The sequence below is a fragment of the Microbacterium sp. A84 genome (genome assembly GCF_051842815.1).
Classification (GTDB): Bacteria; Actinomycetota; Actinomycetes; order Actinomycetales; family Microbacteriaceae; genus Microbacterium.
This window is the reverse complement of sequence record NZ_JBPXMS010000002.1, coordinates 25,505-47,112: the sequence shown is the minus strand read 5'-3', so window position 1 is coordinate 47,112 and position 21,608 is coordinate 25,505. Positions and strand designations below refer to the sequence as shown.

Genomic DNA, 21,608 nt, shown 5'->3' with positions numbered 1-21,608 from the left:
CCATGGCTGTCAAAACAAAATCTGACGCCCGCGCGCGTCGTCACGCCCGCCTTCGCAAGAAGGTCGTCGGCACTGAGGCGCGTCCGCGTCTGGTCGTCAACCGTTCGGCCCGCCACGTCTTCGTCCAGCTGGTCGACGACAGCAAGGGTCTCACCGTTGCATCGGCATCCACACTCGAGACCGAGCTGCGCTCGTTCGACGGTGACAAGACCGCTAAGGCCCGCAAGGTTGGCGAGCTTCTCGCAGACCGTGCGAAGGCTGCCGGATTCTCAGAGGTCGTCTTCGACCGCGGTGGCAACCGTTATGCAGGTCGCGTTGCGGCCATCGCAGACGGCGCCCGCGAAGGAGGGCTCGCACTGTGAGTGACAACAAGGAGAAAGAAGTGACCGAAACGGCTACTGCCGCTCCCGAAACGGCTGCTGCTGAGGTTGCCGCTGTCGTCTCCGAGACGGCTGCCGGCACGACCCAGGCAGAGCCCGCGCGCGAAAACCGCCGCGGCGGTGGCCGTGGCGATGGACGCAACCAGGGTGGACGCGACCGCAACTCGCGCGACCGTGGCGAGAACCAGTTCATGGAGCGCGTTGTCACCATCAACCGCGTCTCGAAGGTCGTGAAGGGTGGTCGTCGCTTCAGCTTCACCGCTCTCGTGGTCGTCGGTGACGGCAACGGTCTGGTTGGCGTTGGCTACGGCAAGGCTCGTGAGGTGCCCCTGGCTATCGCCAAGGGTGTCGAAGAGGCCAAGCGGAACTTCTTCCGCGTGCCCCGCGTCGCCACCACGATCCCGCACCCCGTGCAGGGTGAGGCCGCTGCTGGCGTCGTTCTGCTGCGTCCGGCTGCTGCCGGTACCGGTGTTATCGCCGGTGGTCCGGTTCGCGCCGTACTCGAGTGCGCTGGCATCCACGATGTCCTCTCGAAGTCGCTGGGCTCGTCGAACACGATCAACATCGTGCACGCGACCGTTGCGGCGCTCAAGAGCCTCGAAGAGCCTCGTGCAGTCGCGGCTCGCCGCGGCCTGCCGTACGACGCCGTTGTTCCGGACATCATCCTCCGTAACGAGGCAAAGGCCGCAGCTGCGGCTGCTGCGAAGGTAGGTGCCTGATGGCCGCGCGTCTGAAGGTCACCCAGATCAAGTCCAAGGTGAGCGAGAAGCAGAACCAGCGTGACACGCTGCGCAGCCTCGGTCTGAAGCGGATCGGCGACAGCACCGTCCGCCCCGACGACGCGCAGGTGCGCGGCTACGTCAAGACCGTCGCACACCTCGTCCAGGTTGAGGAGATCGACTAATGGCTGAGAAGAACGACACCGTCGAGGCTGAAAAGGCCCCGAAGAAGGTTGCCGCTCCCAAGGCTGCTGCCGCGAAGAAGGCTCCGGCTAAGGCCGCTGACAAGGCTCCGGCCAAGGCAGCTGCGAAGAAGCCGGCCGCCAAGAAGGCTGCTCCGAAGGCGGATGCTCCGGCATCCCGTCCCGGTGTGCTCAAGGTCCACCACCTGCGTCCGACCCCCGGCGCCAACACTGCGAAGACTCGTGTCGGTCGCGGTGAAGGTTCCAAGGGTAAGACTGCTGGTCGCGGTACCAAGGGTACGAGGGCACGCAACACAGTTCGCGTCGGCTTTGAGGGTGGGCAGATGCCTCTGCACATGCGCACCCCGAAGCTGCGCGGGTTCAAGAACCCGTTCCGCGTCGAGTACCAGGTTGTGAACCTGGAAAAGCTCGCGGAACTGTACCCCTCGGGCGGCGACGTCACCATTGTCGACTTGGTCGCCAAGGGTGCTGTTCGCAAGAACGAGAAGGTCAAGGTTCTCGGAAACGGCGACATCGCCGTGAAGCTCACCGTCACGGTTGACAAGGTCTCTGGCTCTGCCGAGCAGAAGATCGTGGCTGCGGGCGGATCCGTCAAGTAACCACGTCAGAGAGGGGTCGGAGATTCTCCGGCCCCTCTCTGCGTTACGCTGGTCTTTCGGCCGCCCATTGCGGGTTGGCAACCCTTTTCAGGAGGAACGCCCTTGTTTAGCGCTATCGCGCGGATCTTCCGCACACCCGACCTGCGTCGGAAGATCGGTTTTACACTGGCGATCATCGCCATTTACCGGCTTGGTTCGCATGTCCCGTCTCCGTTCGTGCATTTTCCGAACGTCGAGGAGTGTCTGCGCGTCAGCGCGGGTACCGACGGACTACTGAGTCTGGTCAACCTGTTCTCAGGTGGAGCCCTGCTTCAGCTCTCGATCTTCGCGCTGGGCGTCATGCCCTACATCACCGCGACGATCATCACCCAGCTGCTGCGCGTGGTCATCCCGCACTTTGAGGCGCTGCACAAGGAGGGCCAGGCCGGTCAGGGCAAGCTCACCCAGTACACGCGGTACCTCACCATCGCTCTCGCGCTGCTGCAGTCGACGACGCTCGTCACCGTGGCACGCAGCGGTCAACTCTTCGGCACCACAGATGTCGCGGCCTGCCAGCAGCTGCTGACCAATGACGTCTGGTGGGCGCAGCTGCTCATCATCATGACGATGACAGCCGGCACCGGCCTGATCATGTGGTTCGCCGAGCTCGTCACCGAGCGTGGCATCGGCAACGGCATGTCGCTGCTGATCTTCACGTCCATCGCTGCGACGTTCCCGTCGGCAATGTGGGCCATCTTCGAGTCGAACGGCTTCGAAGTGTTCCTCTTGGTCCTCGCGGTCGGCATCGTCGTCACTGGGCTCGTGGTCTTCGTTGAGCAATCGCAGCGACGTGTCCCCGTGCAGTACGCCAAGCGCATGGTTGGCAGGCGCACCTACGGTGGCACGAACACCTACATCCCGATCAAGGTGAACATGGCGGGTGTGATCCCGATCATCTTCGCGTCGTCGCTGCTGTACATCCCGATGCTCATCGCGCAGTTCAACACTCCGCAGGACGGCTCAACGCCGGCCGCATGGGTCGTCTGGGTCTCGCAGAACCTCACCACCGGTGACCAGCCGCTCTACATGGCGATCTACTTCCTGCTGATCGTCGGCTTCACCTACTTCTACGTCGCGATCACGTTCAACCCTGTTGAGGTCGCCGACAACATGAAGAAGTACGGCGGGTTCATCCCCGGTATCCGTGCCGGGCGTCCGACGGCCGAGTACCTCGATTTCGTCATCACCCGCATCACGTTCCCAGGGTCCATCTACCTGGGTCTGGTTGCGCTCATCCCGCTCATCGCTCTCGCGACTGTCGGAGCGAACCAGAACTTCCCGTTCGGTGGCGCCTCAATCCTCATCATCGTCGGTGTGGGTCTTGAGACCGTCAAGCAGATCGACGCACAGCTTCAGCAACGTCACTACGAAGGGCTTCTCCGTTGACAGCATCCGCACGACTTCTCATCGTTGGCCCGCAGGGCTCCGGCAAAGGCACGCAGGGCGTGCGCATTGCTTCGGCCTTCGGCATCCCGGTGGTTTCCACCGGTGACATCTTCCGCGCGAACATCAAGGGCGGCACGGAACTGGGCCGCCAGGTCACCGAGATCCTCGATCGCGGCGACCTCGTGCCGGACGAGCTGACGAGTGAGATCGTGCGCGACCGGCTGTCGCAGGACGATGCGGCGAAGGGCTTCCTGCTCGACGGGTACCCGCGTAACGCTGTCCAGGTCGGACACCTCGACGAGTTCCTCACCGCTCGCGGTGAGGCTCTGGATGCAGTCATCCTGCTGGATGTTCCGCGTGCGGAGAGCATGACGCGTCTGACGCTGCGTGCCGAGGAGCAGGGCCGCTCGGACGACACCGAGGAAGCCATCGCGCACCGCCTCGACATCTACGAGAACGAGACCGCACCGATCCTCGCTGTGTACCGTGAGCGTGGCATCGTCGATGCCGTCAACGGTGTGGGCTCGCTCGACGAGATCACCGTGCGCATCTCCGCGGCGCTGGGCGCCCGCGGACTGCACGCTGCGCTCTGACATGTTCCGCCGCTCTATCTACAAGACGCCAGCGCAGCTGCGGTCGATGGTCGAACCCGGCCTCATCACCGCTGCATCGTTGGATGCTGCTGCCGCTGTCATTCGGGCTGGAGTGACCACCGCCGAGGTGGATGCTGCGGCATTCGCCGCTGTGGTTGCTCGCGGCGCGGAGTCGAACTTCAAGCTCGTGCGTGGATACCACCACACCACCTGCATCTCCGTAAACGACGAGGTTGTCCACGGCATCCCCGGCTCCCGCGTGCTGGAGGCCGGGGACATTGTCTCGGTCGACAGTGGTGCGCAGTTCCAGGGGTGGAACGGCGACAGCGCTCGGACATTTATTGTGCCTGGTTCTGACTCTGTCGATTCTGTGGTTCTCGCGCGGCGCGAGGAGCTTTCGCGAGTGACCGAGGGTTCGATGTGGGCGGGAATTGCCGCCATGGCATCCGTTGGTTATATCGGCGATATCGGCGCAGCGATCCAGGAGTACATCGAAGCGCAGGGCCCCTCTGAGGTTTCTGGGCAGCACTACGGCATCCTGCGTGAGTACGTCGGCCACGGCATCGGACGCAAGATGCACGAGGCCCCCAGCGTCTTCAACTACCGCACTCCCGACCCGGGCGCCGCAGTCAAGGCAGGTCTGGTGCTCGCGATCGAGCCGATGGTCACCGCCGGGGGAGAAGAGACCCTGGTCGAGGACGACGACTGGACCGTTTCGACGGTCGACGGCACCGACGGCTCGCACTGGGAGCACAGCGTCGCCCGCCACGAGGGTGGCATCTGGGTTCTCACTGCGCCGGATGGCGGCGCCGCCGGCCTCGCCCCCTTCGGCGTGACCCCCGTCCCCCTGGCTTAGGCCCGCCCCGGTCGGCCTAGCCCCTTCGGACTAGGCCCTTCGGCCTGGGCCCTCCGGACCCTTCGGCCTAACTCCTCCGGCCCCTTCGGTCTAACTCCTCCGGCCCGCCCGGCCCCTCTGAGTTCCGGCATCCGCTCGCGCGACACCTTCGTCGTGAGACAACATGCCCGGTGCCCGGCATCCGCTCGCGCGACATGTTCGTCGTGAGACACCATGCTGGGCTTGGTGTCTCACGCTGAGCATGTCGCGGACGCGTGAGCGGTGACTCAGGGGCGGGATGTTGGAGGCGGAACAGCGCGCGGATTGATTGAGAGCGTCTTGAGCATTCGCATCTGAGGGGGCGCGATGCGGCGGACCTTCGCCGCGAGCAGTGCCTCCACCAGCGGCTTCACCTTTCGCGCGCCGGCGAACTCCCATCTGGCGAATGGATGCCCGTTGCGCCGGAGCCGATCCTCTCGTCGTTTCTCATCGGCGAGTAACACTGCAGCCTTCTTGGGATCCTTCAGCTGATATTTCTCCCACCCGTCGGCCTCGCCGATCGCGCCATTTGAGGGGAAGAAGAAATCGGTACGATCGAGCTCGCCCTCATAGTGGAACTTCCGCTGCAGTTCGGGCTGCTCGAACCCGCTCCACTCGATCACGGCGCGACTCACACTCTCGGACGGCGACTCCGACAGGCCATCTGCACGAGCCCACACCCAACGCAGCAGCGACCGTCCCCGCCGATTCTCCTGAGTCTCGGATTCCGCGCGCAACTGGTCGAGAGTGAGCAGCCCTCCCTGCACCGGGGAGATCGCACTGTCCGCGATGGTCAACGCATGCGCGGGCGGAAGCACACGGCATAGATCGATCACGGTATCCAGGAAGCTGGTGGTGAGAACCCCGCCGATCCGACCGACCTCCCTCTGCTCGATGCTGGTGTGCACGAAGACGTCGCCGAACTTCCGAGATCTCGAGCGGTGAGGATCATAGACATGGATGTACTCCGTCTGTCCGAAATGCGGCAAGCCGTGCGGGACTGCCGCAGACTCCAGGCAGAGGGCGGCGTCGGGATGAAGCCGAGCGAAGGCATGGACGCGAACGGAATACTTCGTCCACGGCAGGAGCTTCTCGTACGCCGCGCGGTTGACGTAGATGCCTCGACGCAGGCGACGCCAGACCGTCGGCGTCAGTACGATATGGAGCATCCGCGCCTCGGCGGTGGTGACGAGAGCGAGAGGCGAGACGACGACGGCGCGATCTTTGAGGAGCAGAGGCATTCCAGCATCCTTGCGCAGCGACACCCGCGATTACGCGTTCGGTGGATAGCATCCGTTTTGGCGTACCTGTGCAGAACAAGTCGGGGGCCGGAGGAAGGTGGACACCACCCGCAGCCGCCCGCGAGGCACCACCCGCCGCCCGCGACACGTTCGGCCGATGGCGACACGCTCAGCGTGAGCCACCATCGCCAGCGTGATGTCTCACGCAGAAGATGGTCGGGCACGCGAAAGTGGATGCCTCATACCTCGGGGCGGCGTGCTCACAACGGGCGCATAGAAAAAACCGGCAGGATTGATCAAGTACGGGTGCGCACAGCACCCCTCATACTCCCGGACTCGCGCGCGACGTGAGCCTCGATAGATCGGAATGAAATGGCTGCTGCTGCCAAGAGCAACACCAACTGGTTCGCCGTCGGAATCTCGATTGCGGTTGTTGTCGTCCTCGTCGTTCTCGGCGGCCTGGTCGTGTTCCTGAACAACCAGGCCAGTGCTCCCGGTACCGCGCCGGAGAGCAGCGCACTGGTCAATGACGAGACTGGGGCGATCAGCTTCGGTGAGGGCGAGACCGAGGTCGACGTCTTCGTCGATTTCATCTGCCCCATCTGCGGCGACTTCGAGGACATGCACGGCGGCGCACTGCAGGAGGCCGCAGCGGCTGACGAGATCACGCTGAACATTCACCCGATCTCTATCCTGAACCGCTACTCGACGACGCAGGAGTACTCCTCCCTCGCTGCTGGCGCCATGTACTGTGTCGCTTCCGAGGCTCCGGACTCCGCGCTGAACTTCTTCAACTCGCTGTTCGAGAACCAGCCGGCGGAGAACACTGCGGGCCTCAGCGTCGAAGAGCTCACCGCCATGGCGGAGGAGGTTGGTGCGGGATCCGCGGCCGACTGCATCGCCGACGGCACCTACATGAAGTACTCCGAATCGCAGGCCGATGCGCACGAGATCCAGGGCACCCCGACGCTCGAGATCGATGGCACGCGCGTCGAGAACGCGTTCACGGGCCCGGAAATCACGGCACTGATCGCAGGGCTGAAGGGCTGACACTTCGGCTGATACTTCAGCTCCAGAAAGCGGGTCGTTCCTTCGGGAGCGGCCCGCTTTCGCGCTCAAGTTGCCGGATGGCATCCGGGCGGATAAGATAGAGCGTTGGTGCCTCTGTGCCCGGTTTCGGCGTGTCCGTCCGGTGCGGCACCGCAATCATCTATCCACCGCAGATCGACCGGTCTGCAAAAGCGTCAGCGAGGCTATGGCTAAGAAAGACGGTGTCATCGAGATCGAGGGCGTGATCTCGGAGGCTTTGCCCAACGCGATGTTCCGCGTTGAGCTCAGCAACGGGCACAAAGTCCTGGCAACGATCTCCGGCAAGATGCGGCAGAACTACATCCGCATCATCCCCGAAGACCGCGTGGTCGTGGAGCTCAGCCCCTACGACCTGACTCGCGGCCGTATCGTCTACCGCTACCGCTGATCGGTCGAGAAGTAACGATCGTCTTCGTCCATTGACTTGTTCAGCGGGCGAAGAAGACACGAAGACAGCGAACAGGAAACATCATGAAGGTCAAGCCCAGCGTCAAGGCCATGTGCGATCACTGCAAGGTGATCCGTCGTCACGGCCGCGTCATGGTGATCTGCAAGAGCAACCCGCGCCACAAGCAGCGCCAGGGCTGAACCCCCGGCGTCAGGGCCATTCTTCAGGTCTGACTCACAACTCAATACGCAACTAGGCAGGATCAAGAACCCACGTACGTGGGGGACACCTCGGGACTGAGGCCCGGGTCCACATCCTGCTCCACACCTCTACTCATCCAGGAGAAACCGCATGGCACGTCTTGCCGGCGTTGACATCCCGCGCGATAAGCGCGTGGTGATCGCCCTTACCTACATTTACGGCGTTGGCCGTACCCGCTCTGTCGAGATCCTCAAGGCGGCCGAGATCGACGAGTCGATCCGCGTCAAGGACCTCAGCGACGAGCAGCTGATCATCCTTCGTGACTACATCGAAGGCAACTACAAGGTGGAGGGTGACCTGCGCCGCGAGGTTGCAGCCGACATCCGCCGCAAGGTTGAGATTGGCTCCTACCAGGGCATCCGCCACCGTCGCGGCCTGCCCGTGCACGGTCAGCGCACCAAGACCAACGCACGTACCCGCAAGGGCCCGAAGCGCACCGTCGCCGGCAAGAAGAAGGCCCGCTAAGTAGCGGCCAGGAAATAGGAGAAGAATTTCATGGCTGCACCTAAGGCCGCCGCGCGCAAGCCGCGCCGCAAGGAAAAGAAGAACATCGCATTGGGCCAGGCCCACATTAAGTCGACGTTCAACAACACGATCGTCTCGATCACCGACCCGTCTGGCGCTGTCATCAGCTGGGCATCCTCCGGTGGCGTGGGCTTCAAGGGCTCGCGCAAGTCGACCCCGTACGCCGCTGGTATGGCTGCCGAGTCGGCCGCCCGCCAGGCTCAGGAGCACGGTGTCAAGAAGGTTGACGTCTTCGTGAAGGGTCCGGGCTCCGGCCGCGAGACCGCGATCCGCTCACTCACGGCCGCTGGCCTCGAGGTGGGTTCGATTCAGGACGTCACTCCGCAGGCGCACAACGGATGCCGCCCGCCGAAGCGCCGTCGCGTCTGATCTGGCTGCTGCGAGGGATGCTTCGGCATCCCTCGCTCCGCCCGTTACCGGGCACCTGACTTCCAAAACTCAAAACCTCACCCACCACATGTCATATAGCGGATATGTGATCGAAAGGAACACAGAGTGCTTATTGCACAGCGTCCCACACTGACCGAGGAAAAGATCGCCGAGGACCGCAGCCGGTTCATCATCGAGCCGCTCGAGCCCGGTTTCGGTTACACGATCGGTAACTCGCTGCGTCGTAGCCTGCTCTCGTCGATTCCCGGCGCTGCTGTCACCAGCATCCGCCTCGACGGTGTGCTGCACGAATTCAGCACCATCCCCGGTGTGAAGGAGGATGTCACTGAGATCATCCTTAACATCAAGAAGCTTGTCGTCTCGAGCGAGCGCGACGAGCCCATCACCGCTTACCTGCGTAAGACCGGTGCGGGCGAAGTGACCGCCGCTGACATTTCGGCTCCGGCCGGTGTCGAGGTGCACAACCCCGAGCTCGTCATCGCAACGCTCAACGACACCGCCAAGTTCGAGCTCGAGCTCACCATCGAGCGTGGACGTGGCTACGTGTCTGCGACCCAGAACCGTAACGAGTACGCCGAGGCCGGTCAGATTCCTGTCGACTCGATCTACTCGCCGGTCCTCAAGGTCAGCTACCGCGTCGAGGCAACTCGTGCCGGTGAGCGTACCGACTTCGACAAGCTCATTCTCGACGTCGAGACGAAGAACAACATCGCCCCGCGCGATGCTGTCGCTTCGGCTGCGAAGACCCTGATCGAGCTGTTCGGCCTCGCACACGAGCTGAACGTCGAAGCAGAGGGCATCGAGATCGGCCCGGCACCTGTGGAGCCTGTGCTCTCCAGTGAGCTGTCCATGCCGATCGAGGACCTCGACCTGTCGGTTCGTTCCTACAACTGCCTGAAGCGCGAGGGCATCAACTCGGTGTCTGAGCTCGTGGCACTGTCGGAGACGCAGCTCATGAACATCCGTAACTTCGGCCAGAAGTCGGTCGACGAGGTGCGCGACAAGCTCATCTCGCTCGGTCTGTCGCTCAAGGATTCGGTGCCCGGTTTTGATGGCGCCCACTTCTACAGCGGCAACGAAGACGAGTCCTTCTGACCTCCCCGAAATTCTGACCAGGAGTTAGATCAATATGCCTAAGCCCACTAAGGGTCCCCGCCTCGGAGGCGGCCCCGCACACGAGCGTCTGATGCTTGCCAACCTGGCAGCATCGCTCTTCACCCACAAGTCGATCAAGACGACGGAGACCAAGGCCAAGCGCCTGCGTCCCTACGCCGAGCGACTGGTTACCTTCGCCAAGCGCGGAGACCTGCACGCGCGTCGTCGCGTTCTGGCCGTCATCGGTGACAAGAGTGTCGTGCACACTCTGTTCACTGAGATTGCCCCGCTGGTCGCCGAGCGTGAGGGTGGCTACACCCGCATCACGAAGGTCGGCTTCCGTAAGGGCGACAACGCCCCGATGGCAGTGATCGAGCTCGTTCTCGAGCCCGTCACGCCGAAGGTCAAGAAGTCTGCCAAGGCTGCTCCGGCCGCCGAGAAGGCTGCCCCGGCTACCGAGGCTGCCGATGTCGAGTCGCAGGAGGAGGGTGCAGCTGTTGAGGCTGCCGCCCCCGCTGCACTCGTCGACGGCGACTTCGGTGCGGATTCCGCTGCTCCCAACGAGGACGGCTCCGCACCCGAGGGCTTCGACATCAAGGGCAACAAGGACTCGATGAAGTTCCACCGTCCCGATGGCCAGTGGTACGACGCGACCGTTGCTGAGGTCTGGTTCCGCACCGCTGAAGCCGCTGAAGCCGCAGGCTTCGTCGAGGCCGGCAAGTAATACCGCTTAAAAGAAGGCCCGCCATCCCGATTTAGGGAGGGCGGGCCTTCTTCGTGCGCTAGAGTTGGTCCGTAGATGGGACACTGTCCCAAACTACGGGACACATACTTTTCCATCACCCTCACACTGGAGTCCAAAGGTGAACTCAAAATCTGCAACTGTGACACCGCAGCAGCGCAACACCGTCTTCGCGAGCGTTTTCGGGTCGGTGATCGAGTGGTACGACTTCTTCCTCTACGCCACCATGGCCGCGCTCGTCTTCAACTCGCAGTTCTTCCCGGAGTTCGACCCGCTGATGGGTACTCTCGTGGCGTTCGGTACGTTCGCAGCCGGCTTCATCACCCGCCCCATCGGCGGTCTCATCTTCGGCCACTTCGGTGACCGTATCGGCCGCAAGAAGATCCTGGTCATCACGATGCTCATCATGGGCATCTCGACATTCCTGATGGGCTGCCTGCCTACCTACGAGCAGATCGGCGTCGCGGCGCCCATCCTGCTCCTGATCCTCCGGATGCTGCAGGGCATCGGTCTCGGCGGAGAGTGGGGCGGCGCTGCCATCCTCACCTTCGAGCACGCGCCACGCGGCAAGCGCGGCCTGTTCTCCTCCTGGCCGCAGACCGGCGTGCCCTTGGGTCTGCTGCTGTCGACCGTCGCGGTCAACCTCGCCTCGATGCCCGGCGATGACGCTCTGCTGGCATGGACCTGGCGCATCCCGTTCCTCGCCAGCATCCTGCTCGTCGTCGTTGGCCTCATCGTGCGTCTGCAGGTCAGCGAGCCGAAGGCATTCACTGACATGGTCAAGACCGGTGAGCGCGTCAAGGTTCCTGTATTCGAGGTCATCCGCCACTACCCGAAGCAGATCCTCATCGGCATCGGCGCGCGTTTCAGCGAGAGCATCACCTTCAACGTCTACAACGCGTTCATCCTCACCTACACGACCACGGTGCTCGGCCTGTCCAGTACTTACGCGCTCAATGGTCTGCTCGTCTCCAGCGTGATCGGATTCTTCGTGATCCCCTTCGCCGGGAAGCTCTCCGACAAGTACGGTCGCCGTCCGGTCTTCGCTGCCGGTGCGGCCGTGGCCTTCGTCACCGCCTTCCCCGTGTTCGCACTGATCGACAGCGGTGTGGAGCAGCTCATTTGGCTCGCGATCATGCTGGGCTGGGCGCTCGGCGCCTGCACGATGTTCGGTGCAGAGGCCGCGTTCTTCGCAGAGCTCTTCCCCGCTCGCATCCGCTACACGGGCATGTCGCTCGTCTACCAGCTCGGCGTGCTGCCCTCCGGTGCGATCGCGCCGATCATCGCGATCTGGCTGGTGTCGATCTCCGGATCCTCGTGGCCGGTCGCCGTCTACATCATGGTCGCCGCGGCCATCGCCCTGGTGTCGTTGTACTTCGCCAAAGAGACCGCCCACGATGACGTCGATGCCGACCTGCGCGAGCGCGCTGAGCGCGCTGAGCGTGCCGAGCGGCAGACCGAAACCGTTTCGCAATGACGAACGACTCAGAACCGGAAGAGAAGATCATGACCAGCCCCGCACCCACTGCCCCGAACGTCGTCCTCGTCCTCGTCGACGACATGGGATTCTCTGACATCGGATGCTTCGGCGGAGAAGTCCAGACGCCGAACATCGACGCTCTCGCCGGTGGGGGAGCGACGCTCACCCAGTTCTACAACACCGCGCGGTGCAGCCCGTCGCGCGCGTCGCTGCTGACCGGACTGCACCCGCATCAGACCGGCATCGGCATCCTGAACTACGACGACTCACCCGAGGGTTATGCGGGCAACCTCAACAAGGACTGCCTGACCATCGCCGAGGCACTCAAGCCCGCCGGGTACCGCAGCTACATCTCCGGCAAGTGGCACATGGCCGGCAGCATCCATCACCCCACGGATGCCTGGCCTACGCGCCGCGGATTCGACGAGTTCTTCGGCACGCTGGAGGGGGCGGGCAGCTTCTTCCAGCCGCGCACGCTGACCCGCGGTGAGGAGAACGTCGAGGCCGAGACCGAGGCGGAAGACTTCTACTACACCGACGCGATCAGCGATAACGCCGTTACGTTCCTGCAGGATCACCACCGCGATCACGAGGACGACCCGTTCTTCCTCTACGTCGCATACACCGCACCGCACTGGCCGCTGCATGCCCTCGAAGAGGACATCGCCAAGTACGCCGGACGCTTCGACGCCGGCTGGGACACGCTGCGCGCCGAGCGGCTGGCTCGCCTCGTGGCATCCGGCATCATCGACGGCCAGTGGGCACTCACCGAACGTGACGCACGCATCCCGGCATGGGACGACGTCACCGACAAGGAGTGGGAAGCCATGCGCATGGCGGTATATGCCGCACAGATCGATCGCATGGACCAGGGCGTCGGCCGGGTCGTCGACGAGCTCAAGCGTCAGGGCACGTTCGATGACACCCTCGTCATCTTCCTCTCCGACAACGGCGGATGCGCAGAGGAGATGCCGTTGGAGACGGCGAAGGAGTTCGTCACGACGTACGTCACCTTCGACGCCATCACCCGTGACGGCCGAGAGGTGCGCCCCGGCAATGACCCGAGCATCTTCCCCGGAGGCGAGGACACCTATGCGACTTACGGACGGGCCTGGGCGAACCTGTCCAACACGCCGTTCCGGGAGTACAAGCACTGGATCCACGAGGGCGGGATCTCCACTCCGCTGATCGTCAGCTGGCCGAACTCGATCGATGCGGGCGTCATGCGCACGCAGCCGCACCAGCTGACCGACGTCATGTCGACCGTGCTGGAGGCAGCCGGCGTTGAATACCCGGACACCTACACGGACCGCACGCCGCTGCCGCTGGAAGGTACGAGCATGCTGTCCACGCTGCGCGACGACGCGAAGGACGAGCAGCGCTTCCTGTACTGGGAGCACGAGGGCAACTGCGGTGTGCGCCGCGGCAAGTGGAAACTGGTGAAGAAGTACAGCCAGCAGTGGGAACTGTACGACATGGTCGCAGACCGCACCGAGCTGCACGATGTTGCGGCGGACCATCCCCGGCTGGTTGAGACGCTGTCCGCGGCATACGACGACTGGGCGATTCGCTGCGGCGTGATTCCCCGCGAACGTGTGCTCGCGCTGTATGAAGCGCGCGGCAAGGGCCTGCCGTCCGAATGAGCGGTGCTGAGGGCGGTAGTCTGACGTGATGGAGGGAACTCAGGACAACGCCATTTCCAAGGCGATCCAGATTCTCTCCGCCCTCCGCGCGAGTGGTGACGGGGCGAGCGCGCGAGAGCTCGCCCCCACCACCGGCTTCGCTCGCAGTACGGTGCAGCGCATCCTCGCGACGCTCTCCGCGAGCGGGATGGTGATCCAGGATCCCGCGACGCAGAGATACCGGATCGGCCCGCAGGCGCTGGTGATCGGCCTCGGCTACAACGGCGGCAACGTGCTCGTGAATGAGGCGCGGCCGTACATGTTCACGCTGCGTGACGAGAGTCTCGAGACGGTCGGGTTGTCCGTTGCCGTCGGGAACGCCCGCGTGTTCCTCGAAGAAGTGCAGAGCAACGCGCAGATCCGATTCGCTTCCGAGATGGGCCGGCTGTACCCCCTCTGGTCGGGTGCCAACGGTCGCGTACTCATGAGCGGTCTTACGGATGCCGAAATCGATCGCGTGCTCGCCGATCACGAGCACGATGCGACTTTGCACGAATCGTTGACACCGGATGAGATCAGAACGCGTATCTCCGAAGTGCGAGCGCACACCTTCGCCATGGCATCCAATGAGACGATCGCGAACGTGAGTTCGGTCGCGGTTGGAGTGCGTGACGGATCGGGGCAGACCGTGGCGGCATTGTCGGTGTCGGGGCCTGCCGATCGGTTCACCTCCGCGCGCATGGACGAAGTGGTGCCACGACTGCAAGACGCCGCATCGGCGATCAGCGCGCGACTGGGCGCGAGACGAGGAACGAAGTGACAGACTCCGCCACTGCGAGGATCCGCGGCCCGCGGGCCTACGTGACCTTCGTTCTCATCGGTCTCATCGCAGGCCTGCTCTCTGGACTCTTCGGTGTCGGCGGCGGAACGGTCATCGTGCCCCTGCTCGTCCTGCTGCTCAGCTTTGACCAGCGCATCTCCGCCGGAACCTCGCTCGCGGCGATCGTTCCGACCGCGAGCGTCGGCGTGATCTCGTATGCCGTCTCCGGAGCGGTGGCGTGGATCCCCGCGATCATCCTCGCCGCCGGCGCGGTGATCGGCGCGCAGATCGGTACGCGACTGCTGCCGAAGATCTCACAGAGCGCGCTGCGCTGGGGTTTCGTCGGCTTCCTCGTCATCGTGATCGTCACACTGTTCCTCGTGGTGCCTTCACGCACGGCAGAGCTTGAACTCGGATGGCTGAACGGCACGGGCCTGGCACTGGTCGGCGTCGGCACCGGCATCATTGCCGGGCTCATCGGCGTCGGCGGCGGAGTCATCATCGTCCCGGTGCTGATGCTCGTCTTCGGTACCAGCGACCTCGAAGCCAAGGGCACGTCGCTGATGATGATGATTCCGACGGCGATCTCCGGCACGATCGGAAACCTCCGCCATCGCAACGTCGATCTGCTCGCCGCCGGCATCATCGGCCTCTCGGCCTGCACAATGACCGCGCTCGGAGCGTGGCTGGCCACGCTCATCGACCCATTCCTCGGCAACATGCTGTTCGCCGCATATCTCGTCGTGATCGCCGTGCAGATGGCTATCAAGGCGCTGCGGTCGCACAAACGCCGAGGGTGAGGCATCCGGTCGGTAGACTCGACGGGTGCCTGTGAACTCCGAATTGGTCGGCCGGGAATTCCCGCCGACGCCGCCATACCTGGTCGGCCGAGAGAAGGTGCGCGAGTTCGCGCGTGCCGTCTTCGCCGATGCTCCGCTGCATGTCGATGTGGATGCTGCCCGTGCTCTGGGCTACGCCGATGTCGTGGCGCCGCCGACGTTCGCGATGGTCATCCAAGACCTCACGCTGCAGCAGTTGCTCGGCGAGCCGGACTCCGGCATCGTGCTGGCCCGCACCATCCACGCCGAGCAGCGCTTCGCGTATACCCGCCCCATCGTCGCGGGCGATGAGCTCACCGCGCGGCTCAAGGTCACCAGCATCCGCATGATGGCAGGCAACGCGATGATCAACAGCGAAGCCGAGATCACGGATGCTTCGGGCAGCCACGTCGTCACCGCGACGAGCGTGCTGCTGGTCGGCTCAGACGAGGAGGATGCAGCATGACCGGTTTCTCTGACCTCTCCGCCCTGTCAGTCGGCGACGTGATCGCCGAGCGCACCATCCACCTCACCCGCGAATCGCTGGTCCGCTATGCGGGAGCTTCCGGCGACTTCAACCCGATCCATTACCGTGATGATGTCGCGGCATCCGTCGGCCTTCCCGGCGTTCTCGCGCACGGCATGCTCACGATGGGAATCGCCTCGTCGGTCGTCGTATCGGCGCTCGGTGACGTCGCGAAGATCACCGACTACGGCGTGCGCTTCACGCGGCCCGTCCTGGTCGACCCCGAGACCGGAGCGGATGTATCCGTGCTGGCGAAGGTCGGCGCGGTCGACGAGACCACTGTGCGCATCGACCTCACCGTGAAGCACACGGACGCGACCGTGCTCGTCAAGGCGCAGCTGCGCGCCGCGCTCTGAGTGCGCATGACTGAGATCACCCCGATCCCGCTCGCGCAACTGACGACGCTGCGCACCGGCGCCGCCCCCGAGCGGATGCTGGATGCCACGACCACACCGGAGCTCATCGACGCACTGCGCGAGACGTGGGCTCGAGGAGACGAGTGGTTCGTGCTCGGCGGCGGATCGAACCTGTTTGTCGGCGACGAGCCGTTCGAAGGCGCAGTCATCCGCGTGCTGACCTCGGGAATCTCGCTGATCCCGTCACCGCACCCGGGGCGCATGCGCGTGCGGGTGCAAGCTGGCCACAACTGGGATGACCTGGTCGCATACACGGTCGAGCACGGGCTTGCCGGCATCGAGGCGATGAGCGGTATTCCCGGAACGGTCGGCGCTGCCCCGGTGCAGAACGTCGGCGCGTACGGTCAGGAGATCCAGGAGACGCTGGTCGAAGTCGAGTTGATCGACGAGTCCACCGGCGAGGTCTCCACGGTTCCGGCATCCGAACTCGGACTCGGTTTCCGCACCTCCGTGCTCAAGCATCACTATGACGGTGTGCCGCTGCGTCGCGGCGTCATCCTGTCGGTCACCCTTGATCTCGCCGAGGTCGGCGAAGCCGGACGCGTGGTGCGTGGCGAGCAGCTACGCCGTGCGTTGGCTCTCACCGGCGAGGATGCTGTGCCGATGAGCTGGGTGCGTGAGCAGATCCTCCGCATCCGAGCATCCAAGGGCATGCTGCTGGACCCGTCGGATCACGACACCCACAGCGCTGGCTCGTTCTTCCAGAACCTGATCGTGCCGGAATCGGTGGCGCTGCAGCTGCCGCCGGAGTGCCCGCGGTGGCAGGTCGCGCCCGACCTCGACACGGTGACGGTCATTCCGCTTGCGACATATGACGGCTACGTGCCGCAGACGCCCACCGTGCGGCCGGAGGTCAAGGTCAGCGCGGGGTGGCTCATCGAGCATGCCGGAATCTCAAAGGGATTCAAGCTGCCGCGATCGCGTGCCGGAATTTCGACCAAACACGCCCTGGCCCTCACGAACAGGGGAGGGGCGACCGCGACTGAGCTGGCCGAGCTCGCCCGGTACATCCAGGCGCGTGTGCACTCCGAATTCGGCTTGTTGCTGCAGCCGGAGCCGGTGTTGGTGGGCGTCGGGCTGTAGGCGGGCTCTGATTCGGCTCTGATTCACCCGCCCGAAATCAGGACCTTGTCCTCAGCGCAGGAGGAATCTCAGCATCCGTCCTGATCTGGGGACGTCCTCCTGTTTTCGGACGGTGCGCTGGAGTACACTCGCTCGCATGTCTGGACTCGTCCCATACCTGTTCTTCCCTGGCAACGCCGCTGAGGCGCTGACCTTCTACAGCGGTGTCTTCGGCGGTGAGCTGACGCTGTTCACGTACGAGCAGTTCAGCCGCACCGACGGGCCGGGCGATGCGATCGCGCACGGCATGGTTTCCGGCGCGGTCGAGCTTTTCGGCGCGGATGCCGGACCGAATCAGGATGCCGTGCACATCGTCGGTGCGACCTTCTCGCTGCTCGGCACGGCCGAGCCGGACGTGTTGCGGGAATGGTTCGATGCGCTCGCTGTCGGGGGTCGCATCGTCGATCCGCTGCAAAAGCGCCCATGGGGCGACTTCGACGGCCAGGTCACTGACCGCTATGGCATCCGCTGGCTGATCGGGTACCAGGAACCCGCCGACTGAGCGCGCGCCCAGCGTGCCGAAATCAGGACGTTGCCCCCAGATCAGGACGGATGCTGAGATTCCTCCTGCCCTGGGGACAGGTTCCTGATTTCGGGCGGGCGGGCGGGCGGGCGGGCGGGCGGGCAGGCGGGTGGGGCAGGCTGCGCGCGCCGACCTAGCCGAACAGGCGCTGCAGCCGCTGCACGCCCTCGAGCAGCTGGTCATCGCCCAGCGCGTACGACAGGCGCAGGTAGCCGGAGGGGCCGAAGGCCTCGCCAGGAACCACTGCGACCTCGGCCTCGTCCAGGATGAAGTCCGCGAGCTCAAGCGACGTCGTCGGAGTGAAGCCGCCCCCTGCTCGAGTGGGCCAGGTGCGGCCGAGCAGGCCCTGCACATCGGGGTACACATAGAAGGCGCCGAGCGGGTTCGGTACCCGCACGCCGTCGATCTTCGACAATTCGGACACGATCAGGCGGCGACGACGGTCGAAGGCCTCGCGGAACTGCTCCGACTCGGTCTGCGGTCCGGTGAGGGCGGCGATCGCCCCGTACTGCGCGACGTTGTTCACGTTGCTCGACAGGTGCGACTGCAGGTTGCCGGCGACCTTGATGGCGTCGGCGGGGCCGACCATCCAGCCCACGCGCCAGCCGGTCATGGCATAGGTCTTGGCGACACCGTTGACGAGGATCGTCTGGCCCGCGAGTGCCGGAACGGCCTCGACGATCGAGGTTGCCTTGACGCCCTCGTAGGTCAGGTTCTGGTAGATCTCATCCGAGATGACCCAGATTCCGTGCTCGAGCGCCCATTCGCCGATGGCCTTGGTCTCCTCGAGCGTGTACACCGAGCCGGTCGGGTTGGAGGGTGAGACGAAGACCAGGGTCGTCGTGCGCGCGGTGCGCGCGGCCTCGAGCTGTTCGACGGTGACCTTGTAGTCCTGGTCTGCGTCGGCGAACACCTCGACCGGGACGCCGTCGGCAAGAGCGATCGCTTCCGGATAAGTGGTCCAATATGGCGCGGGCAGCAGCACCTCGTCGCCGGGATTCAGCACAGTCTGGAACGCCTGGTACACGGCCTGCTTGCCACCGTTGGTCACGATGATCTGGCTCGGTGACACCTCAAGACCCGAGTCACGGAGCGTCTTCGTCGCAATCGCCTCGCGCAGCGCCGGGAGTCCGGCCGCCGGCGTGTAGCGGTAGTTGGCGGGGTTGGCGAGAGCCTCGGCCGCGGCATCCACGACGAACTGCGGGGTCGCGAAATCGGGCTCACCAGCGGCATACGAGATGACGGGTTTGCCCGCGGCCTTCAGCGCCTTGGCCTTGGCGTCGACCTTGAGGGTCGCCGATTCGGCAATGGCGGACAACTTGCGAGAGAGAGGAGCGCGTTCGGTCACGCCTCAAATGCTACTCGGCTGCGTCACGCTCCGTAACTCGACGGCAAAGTCACGCTTCGTAACTCGACGGCAATGTCACGCTTCGTAACTCGATGGCAACGCGCAGTAGTCCGCGAAGCGCCGCGTCGGGTTCGCGGGATCCGTGACATCCACCAGATCGGATGCCGCGGCGTGCGGCGGCTCGTCGCCGGCGAGCTGCCACAGCGTGAAGTGCCACATTCCGCGGGCGCTCTTGCTGAGTAGTTCTGCGGGACCTGACACCACCAGTACGGCATCCGTTGCCGCAGCCGCCCGAAAAGGCGCGATGACCGCGTCACGCAGTTCGCCCTCATCGCCATCGGCGCTGTGCGCACGTTCGACTGTTTCCCCGGCATCCGTCAGCGCGATCGCGAGGGAATCGGCGACCTGACGGGAGCGCTCGGCATCTACCCCGGCGACGGCCAGCAGCCGGCGGCCCTTCTTGTAGTGCTGCAGGAACTGCTCGGCGATGTCATCCCAGACTCCGGTCATGCCCACAGCGTACGCCCGGTCAGTCGAAGGCACAGCGCGCAGACTCTAGTCGTGGCACTCAGTCTCAGATATGATGACTCGGAGTGTCTAACCTTCGGGAGTGAATGATGTCTGCTGCAGTTCCTTACACGCCGCCCGTCGCGGACTACGCCTTCCTCTACGGTGAGGTCTTCGGCCGCGATATCGTCGCCACGGCATCCGACGGAGCGCTCAGCGCCGAAGATGCCGCCGAGATCCTCGCCGGCGCTGGTGAGTTCGCAGCCGAAGTGCTCGCGCCTCTCGATCGTGTGGGCGACGAGGTCGGCGCGCGACTCATCGACGGGCAGGTCCACCTTCCCGAGGGCTTCGCCGACGCGTACCAGGCGCTGGTCGAAGCGGGCTGGGTGAGCGCGACCGCTCCGGAATCCGCCGGTGGCGACGGCTTGCCCGAGTCCGTTGCCGCGGGACTCGGTGAGATCTGGAACGCCTCGAATGCGGCGTTCGCGCTGTGCTGGATGCTCGGATCCGGCGCCATCCACGCGCTCGATGCCGCGGCATCCGATGAGCTGCGCGAGACGTACCTGACCAAACTTGTCAGTGGTGAGTGGACCGGCACGATGAACCTCACGGAGCCGGAGGCCGGCACCGATCTCGGCGCGATCCGCACGATGGCGACTCCGCGCGAGGACGGCACGTACGCGATTCGCGGTCAGAAGATCTTCATCACCTGGGGTGACCACGACGTCGCGGAGAACATCGTGCATCTCGTGCTCGCCCGCACTCCGGATGCTCCGGACGGGGCCAAGGGGCTGTCGCTGTTTGTCGCGCCGCGCCTGCTGGTCGGCGCCGACGGATCGCTGGGGCAGCGCAACCAGATTGAAACTGTCGCGATCGAGCACAAGCTTGGCATCCACGCCAGCCCCACCTGCGTGCTCTCTTATGAGGACGCGACCGGATACCTCGTCGGCGAGCTGCACGGTGGCCTCGCCGGCATGTTCGTCATGATGAATTCCGCCCGCGTCGGCATGGGCCATCAGTCCACCGGCATCTCGGACCGCGCCTACCAGGGTGCCGCTTCGTATGCAGCCGGACGCCTGCAGGGACGCGTTCTTGACCACCCCGCAGGCGCGTCGATCGCGGAGCATCCCGATGTGCGTCGCATCCTGCGCTCCATGTCGAGCCAGGTCTTTGCGATGCGTGCGCTGTCGGTGTACGTCGGCGACCTGTTCGACCGCGCGTCCGCCGACGCAGAGGCGCTGCGGATGGCGGAGCTTTTCGTCCCGATCCTCAAAGGCTGGGCGAGCGAAGAGGCGCTGCGCGTCACGAGTGACGGCATCCAGGTCTATGGCGGCATGGGCTTCATTGAAGAGACCGGCGCAGCCCAGCACTACCGAGACGCCCGCATCGTGCCGATCTATGAGGGAACGACGGCGATTCAGTCGAACGACCTCATCGGACGCAAGGTGCTGCGCGATCGGGGCGCGACCGTCGCCGAGCTGTTCACGCAGATCGAGCAGACCGTCGCAGTGCTCGGGGCCGTCGACTCGGACGTCGCCGCGGACGTCGCCGCGCGCATGGCGGACCGGCTGACCCGCGCGATTGCCGCTGCGCGCAGTGCGACCGACAGCATCCTCGGCTTCGCTGATTCGGCACGTGACGCCTATGCCGTCAGCGTTCCTTATCTCATGCTGCTCGGTACGCTCGCCGGCGGCTGGATGCACGCGCTCGCCGTGGTCGCGGTGTCCGCACATGCCGCGCCGGCAGAGGCGGATGCCGCGCGTCTGACTGACGCCGACTTCTACACCGCCCACCACCTGCCCCGCGTGCAAGCACTGTCCGAGACGGTGTCAGCCGGCGAGATCGCCTGAGCCACTCCTCTTCCAGCCACGAGAAAGGTCCTGCCGCATGAAACACATGCGG

At 64.6% G+C, this 21,608-nt stretch carries 26 protein-coding genes; 23 read left to right on the top strand and 3 right to left on the bottom strand.

The annotated features are described in order from the left end of the window. Positions 1–2: 2 nt before the first annotated feature. From rplR to map, 7 genes are all read left to right on the top strand, one after another. Positions 3–362 (top strand): 50S ribosomal protein L18, encoded by a 360-nt coding sequence (gene rplR, locus ACSU04_RS10680; RefSeq protein WP_439285962.1) that lies wholly within the window; start codon positions 3–5, stop codon positions 360–362. Further along, positions 359–1,099 carry a 30S ribosomal protein S5 gene (rpsE, locus tag ACSU04_RS10675; RefSeq protein WP_439285960.1) on the top strand — a complete coding sequence of 247 codons (741 nt, stop codon included), beginning with the start codon at positions 359–361 and terminating at the stop codon, positions 1,097–1,099. The genes rplR and rpsE overlap by 4 nt, the downstream gene beginning before the upstream one ends. Further along, positions 1,099–1,284, top strand: coding sequence for a 50S ribosomal protein L30 (gene rpmD / locus ACSU04_RS10670; RefSeq protein WP_439285958.1), 186 nt, complete (start codon positions 1,099–1,101; stop codon positions 1,282–1,284). The genes rpsE and rpmD overlap by 1 nt, the downstream gene beginning before the upstream one ends. Continuing rightward, positions 1,284–1,901, top strand: a complete 618-nt coding sequence (gene rplO / locus ACSU04_RS10665) for a 50S ribosomal protein L15 (protein ID WP_439285956.1) — start codon at positions 1,284–1,286, stop codon at positions 1,899–1,901. The genes rpmD and rplO overlap by 1 nt, the downstream gene beginning before the upstream one ends. 102 nt (positions 1,902–2,003) lie before the next feature. After that, a complete protein-coding gene (gene secY, locus ACSU04_RS10660; protein WP_439285954.1) occupies positions 2,004–3,326 on the top strand; it encodes a preprotein translocase subunit SecY in 1,323 nt (440 codons plus the stop codon). After that, entirely contained in the window at positions 3,323–3,919 is a 597-nt protein-coding gene (locus tag ACSU04_RS10655) for an adenylate kinase (RefSeq protein WP_439285952.1), read from the top strand. The genes secY and ACSU04_RS10655 overlap by 4 nt, the downstream gene beginning before the upstream one ends. Before the next feature lies 1 nt (position 3,920). Continuing rightward, positions 3,921–4,775 carry a type I methionyl aminopeptidase gene (map, locus tag ACSU04_RS10650; protein WP_439285950.1) on the top strand — a complete coding sequence of 285 codons (855 nt, stop codon included), beginning with the start codon at positions 3,921–3,923 and terminating at the stop codon, positions 4,773–4,775. 266 nt (positions 4,776–5,041) lie between these two features. Here map and ACSU04_RS10645 read toward each other — a convergent pair whose 3' ends face one another. Further along, positions 5,042–6,034 carry a hypothetical protein gene (locus ACSU04_RS10645; RefSeq protein WP_439289477.1) on the bottom strand — a complete coding sequence of 331 codons (993 nt, stop codon included), beginning with the start codon at positions 6,032–6,034 and terminating at the stop codon, positions 5,042–5,044. Between the two features lie 372 nt (positions 6,035–6,406). Here ACSU04_RS10645 and ACSU04_RS10640 point away from each other — a divergent pair, with 372 nt between their 5' ends. From ACSU04_RS10640 to ACSU04_RS10570, 15 genes are all read left to right on the top strand, one after another. Further along, positions 6,407–7,084: a DsbA family protein gene (locus tag ACSU04_RS10640; RefSeq protein WP_439289476.1), complete on the top strand. Its 678-nt coding sequence runs from the start codon at positions 6,407–6,409 to the stop codon at positions 7,082–7,084. A gap of 205 nt (positions 7,085–7,289) precedes the next feature. Beyond that, positions 7,290–7,511, top strand: coding sequence for a translation initiation factor IF-1 (gene infA / locus ACSU04_RS10635; RefSeq protein ID WP_017201569.1), 222 nt, complete (start codon positions 7,290–7,292; stop codon positions 7,509–7,511). A gap of 83 nt (positions 7,512–7,594) precedes the next feature. Further along, positions 7,595–7,711 carry a 50S ribosomal protein L36 gene (gene rpmJ / locus ACSU04_RS10630; RefSeq protein ID WP_439285944.1) on the top strand — a complete coding sequence of 39 codons (117 nt, stop codon included), beginning with the start codon at positions 7,595–7,597 and terminating at the stop codon, positions 7,709–7,711. A gap of 151 nt (positions 7,712–7,862) precedes the next feature. Further along, positions 7,863–8,237, top strand: a complete 375-nt coding sequence (gene rpsM / locus ACSU04_RS10625; protein WP_439289475.1) for a 30S ribosomal protein S13 — start codon at positions 7,863–7,865, stop codon at positions 8,235–8,237. 30 nt (positions 8,238–8,267) lie between these two features. Further along, the gene (gene rpsK, locus ACSU04_RS10620) at positions 8,268–8,666 is read left to right on the top strand and encodes a 30S ribosomal protein S11 (RefSeq protein ID WP_033106075.1); all 399 of its coding nucleotides are present in this window, start codon (positions 8,268–8,270) and stop codon (positions 8,664–8,666) included. 126 nt (positions 8,667–8,792) lie between these two features. Next, positions 8,793–9,782: a DNA-directed RNA polymerase subunit alpha gene (locus ACSU04_RS10615; protein WP_439285939.1), complete on the top strand. Its 990-nt coding sequence runs from the start codon at positions 8,793–8,795 to the stop codon at positions 9,780–9,782. 34 nt (positions 9,783–9,816) lie between these two features. After that, entirely contained in the window at positions 9,817–10,506 is a 690-nt protein-coding gene (rplQ, locus tag ACSU04_RS10610; RefSeq protein ID WP_439289474.1) for a 50S ribosomal protein L17, sunset domain variant, read from the top strand. A gap of 139 nt (positions 10,507–10,645) precedes the next feature. After that, the gene (locus ACSU04_RS10605; RefSeq protein ID WP_439289473.1) at positions 10,646–12,001 is read left to right on the top strand and encodes an MFS transporter; all 1,356 of its coding nucleotides are present in this window, start codon (positions 10,646–10,648) and stop codon (positions 11,999–12,001) included. Continuing rightward, entirely contained in the window at positions 11,998–13,647 is a 1,650-nt protein-coding gene (locus ACSU04_RS10600; protein ID WP_439289471.1) for an arylsulfatase, read from the top strand. The genes ACSU04_RS10605 and ACSU04_RS10600 overlap by 4 nt, the downstream gene beginning before the upstream one ends. Positions 13,648–13,675: 28 nt before the next feature. Beyond that, a complete protein-coding gene (locus ACSU04_RS10595; RefSeq protein ID WP_439289470.1) occupies positions 13,676–14,446 on the top strand; it encodes an IclR family transcriptional regulator in 771 nt (256 codons plus the stop codon). Next, a complete protein-coding gene (locus ACSU04_RS10590; RefSeq protein ID WP_439289469.1) occupies positions 14,443–15,246 on the top strand; it encodes a sulfite exporter TauE/SafE family protein in 804 nt (267 codons plus the stop codon). The genes ACSU04_RS10595 and ACSU04_RS10590 overlap by 4 nt, the downstream gene beginning before the upstream one ends. Positions 15,247–15,271: 25 nt before the next feature. Continuing rightward, positions 15,272–15,730 (top strand): FAS1-like dehydratase domain-containing protein, encoded by a 459-nt coding sequence (locus ACSU04_RS10585; RefSeq protein WP_439285928.1) that lies wholly within the window; start codon positions 15,272–15,274, stop codon positions 15,728–15,730. Continuing rightward, positions 15,727–16,146 carry a MaoC/PaaZ C-terminal domain-containing protein gene (locus ACSU04_RS10580; RefSeq protein WP_439289468.1) on the top strand — a complete coding sequence of 140 codons (420 nt, stop codon included), beginning with the start codon at positions 15,727–15,729 and terminating at the stop codon, positions 16,144–16,146. Before ACSU04_RS10585 ends, ACSU04_RS10580 begins: the two co-directional genes overlap by 4 nt. 6 nt (positions 16,147–16,152) lie before the next feature. Further along, positions 16,153–17,289, top strand: a complete 1,137-nt coding sequence (locus tag ACSU04_RS10575) for a UDP-N-acetylmuramate dehydrogenase (RefSeq protein ID WP_439289467.1) — start codon at positions 16,153–16,155, stop codon at positions 17,287–17,289. Positions 17,290–17,425: 136 nt separating this feature from the next. Continuing rightward, positions 17,426–17,830, top strand: a complete 405-nt coding sequence (locus ACSU04_RS10570; RefSeq protein WP_439285922.1) for a VOC family protein — start codon at positions 17,426–17,428, stop codon at positions 17,828–17,830. 154 nt (positions 17,831–17,984) lie between these two features. Here ACSU04_RS10570 and ACSU04_RS10565 read toward each other — a convergent pair whose 3' ends face one another. Both ACSU04_RS10565 and ACSU04_RS10560 read right to left on the bottom strand, forming a co-directional pair. Next, on the bottom strand, positions 17,985–19,199 hold the full coding sequence (locus ACSU04_RS10565) for a pyridoxal phosphate-dependent aminotransferase (RefSeq protein WP_439289466.1): 1,215 nt from the start codon (positions 19,197–19,199) through the stop codon (positions 17,985–17,987). 75 nt (positions 19,200–19,274) lie between these two features. Beyond that, complete coding sequence (locus ACSU04_RS10560) at positions 19,275–19,709, bottom strand: hypothetical protein (protein ID WP_439289465.1); 435 nt, start codon at positions 19,707–19,709, stop codon at positions 19,275–19,277. 107 nt (positions 19,710–19,816) lie between these two features. On the opposite strand from ACSU04_RS10560, the gene ACSU04_RS10555 reads away from it, so the two are divergent. Continuing rightward, positions 19,817–21,556 carry an acyl-CoA dehydrogenase gene (locus ACSU04_RS10555; RefSeq protein WP_439289464.1) on the top strand — a complete coding sequence of 580 codons (1,740 nt, stop codon included), beginning with the start codon at positions 19,817–19,819 and terminating at the stop codon, positions 21,554–21,556. Positions 21,557–21,608 lie beyond the last annotated feature (52 nt).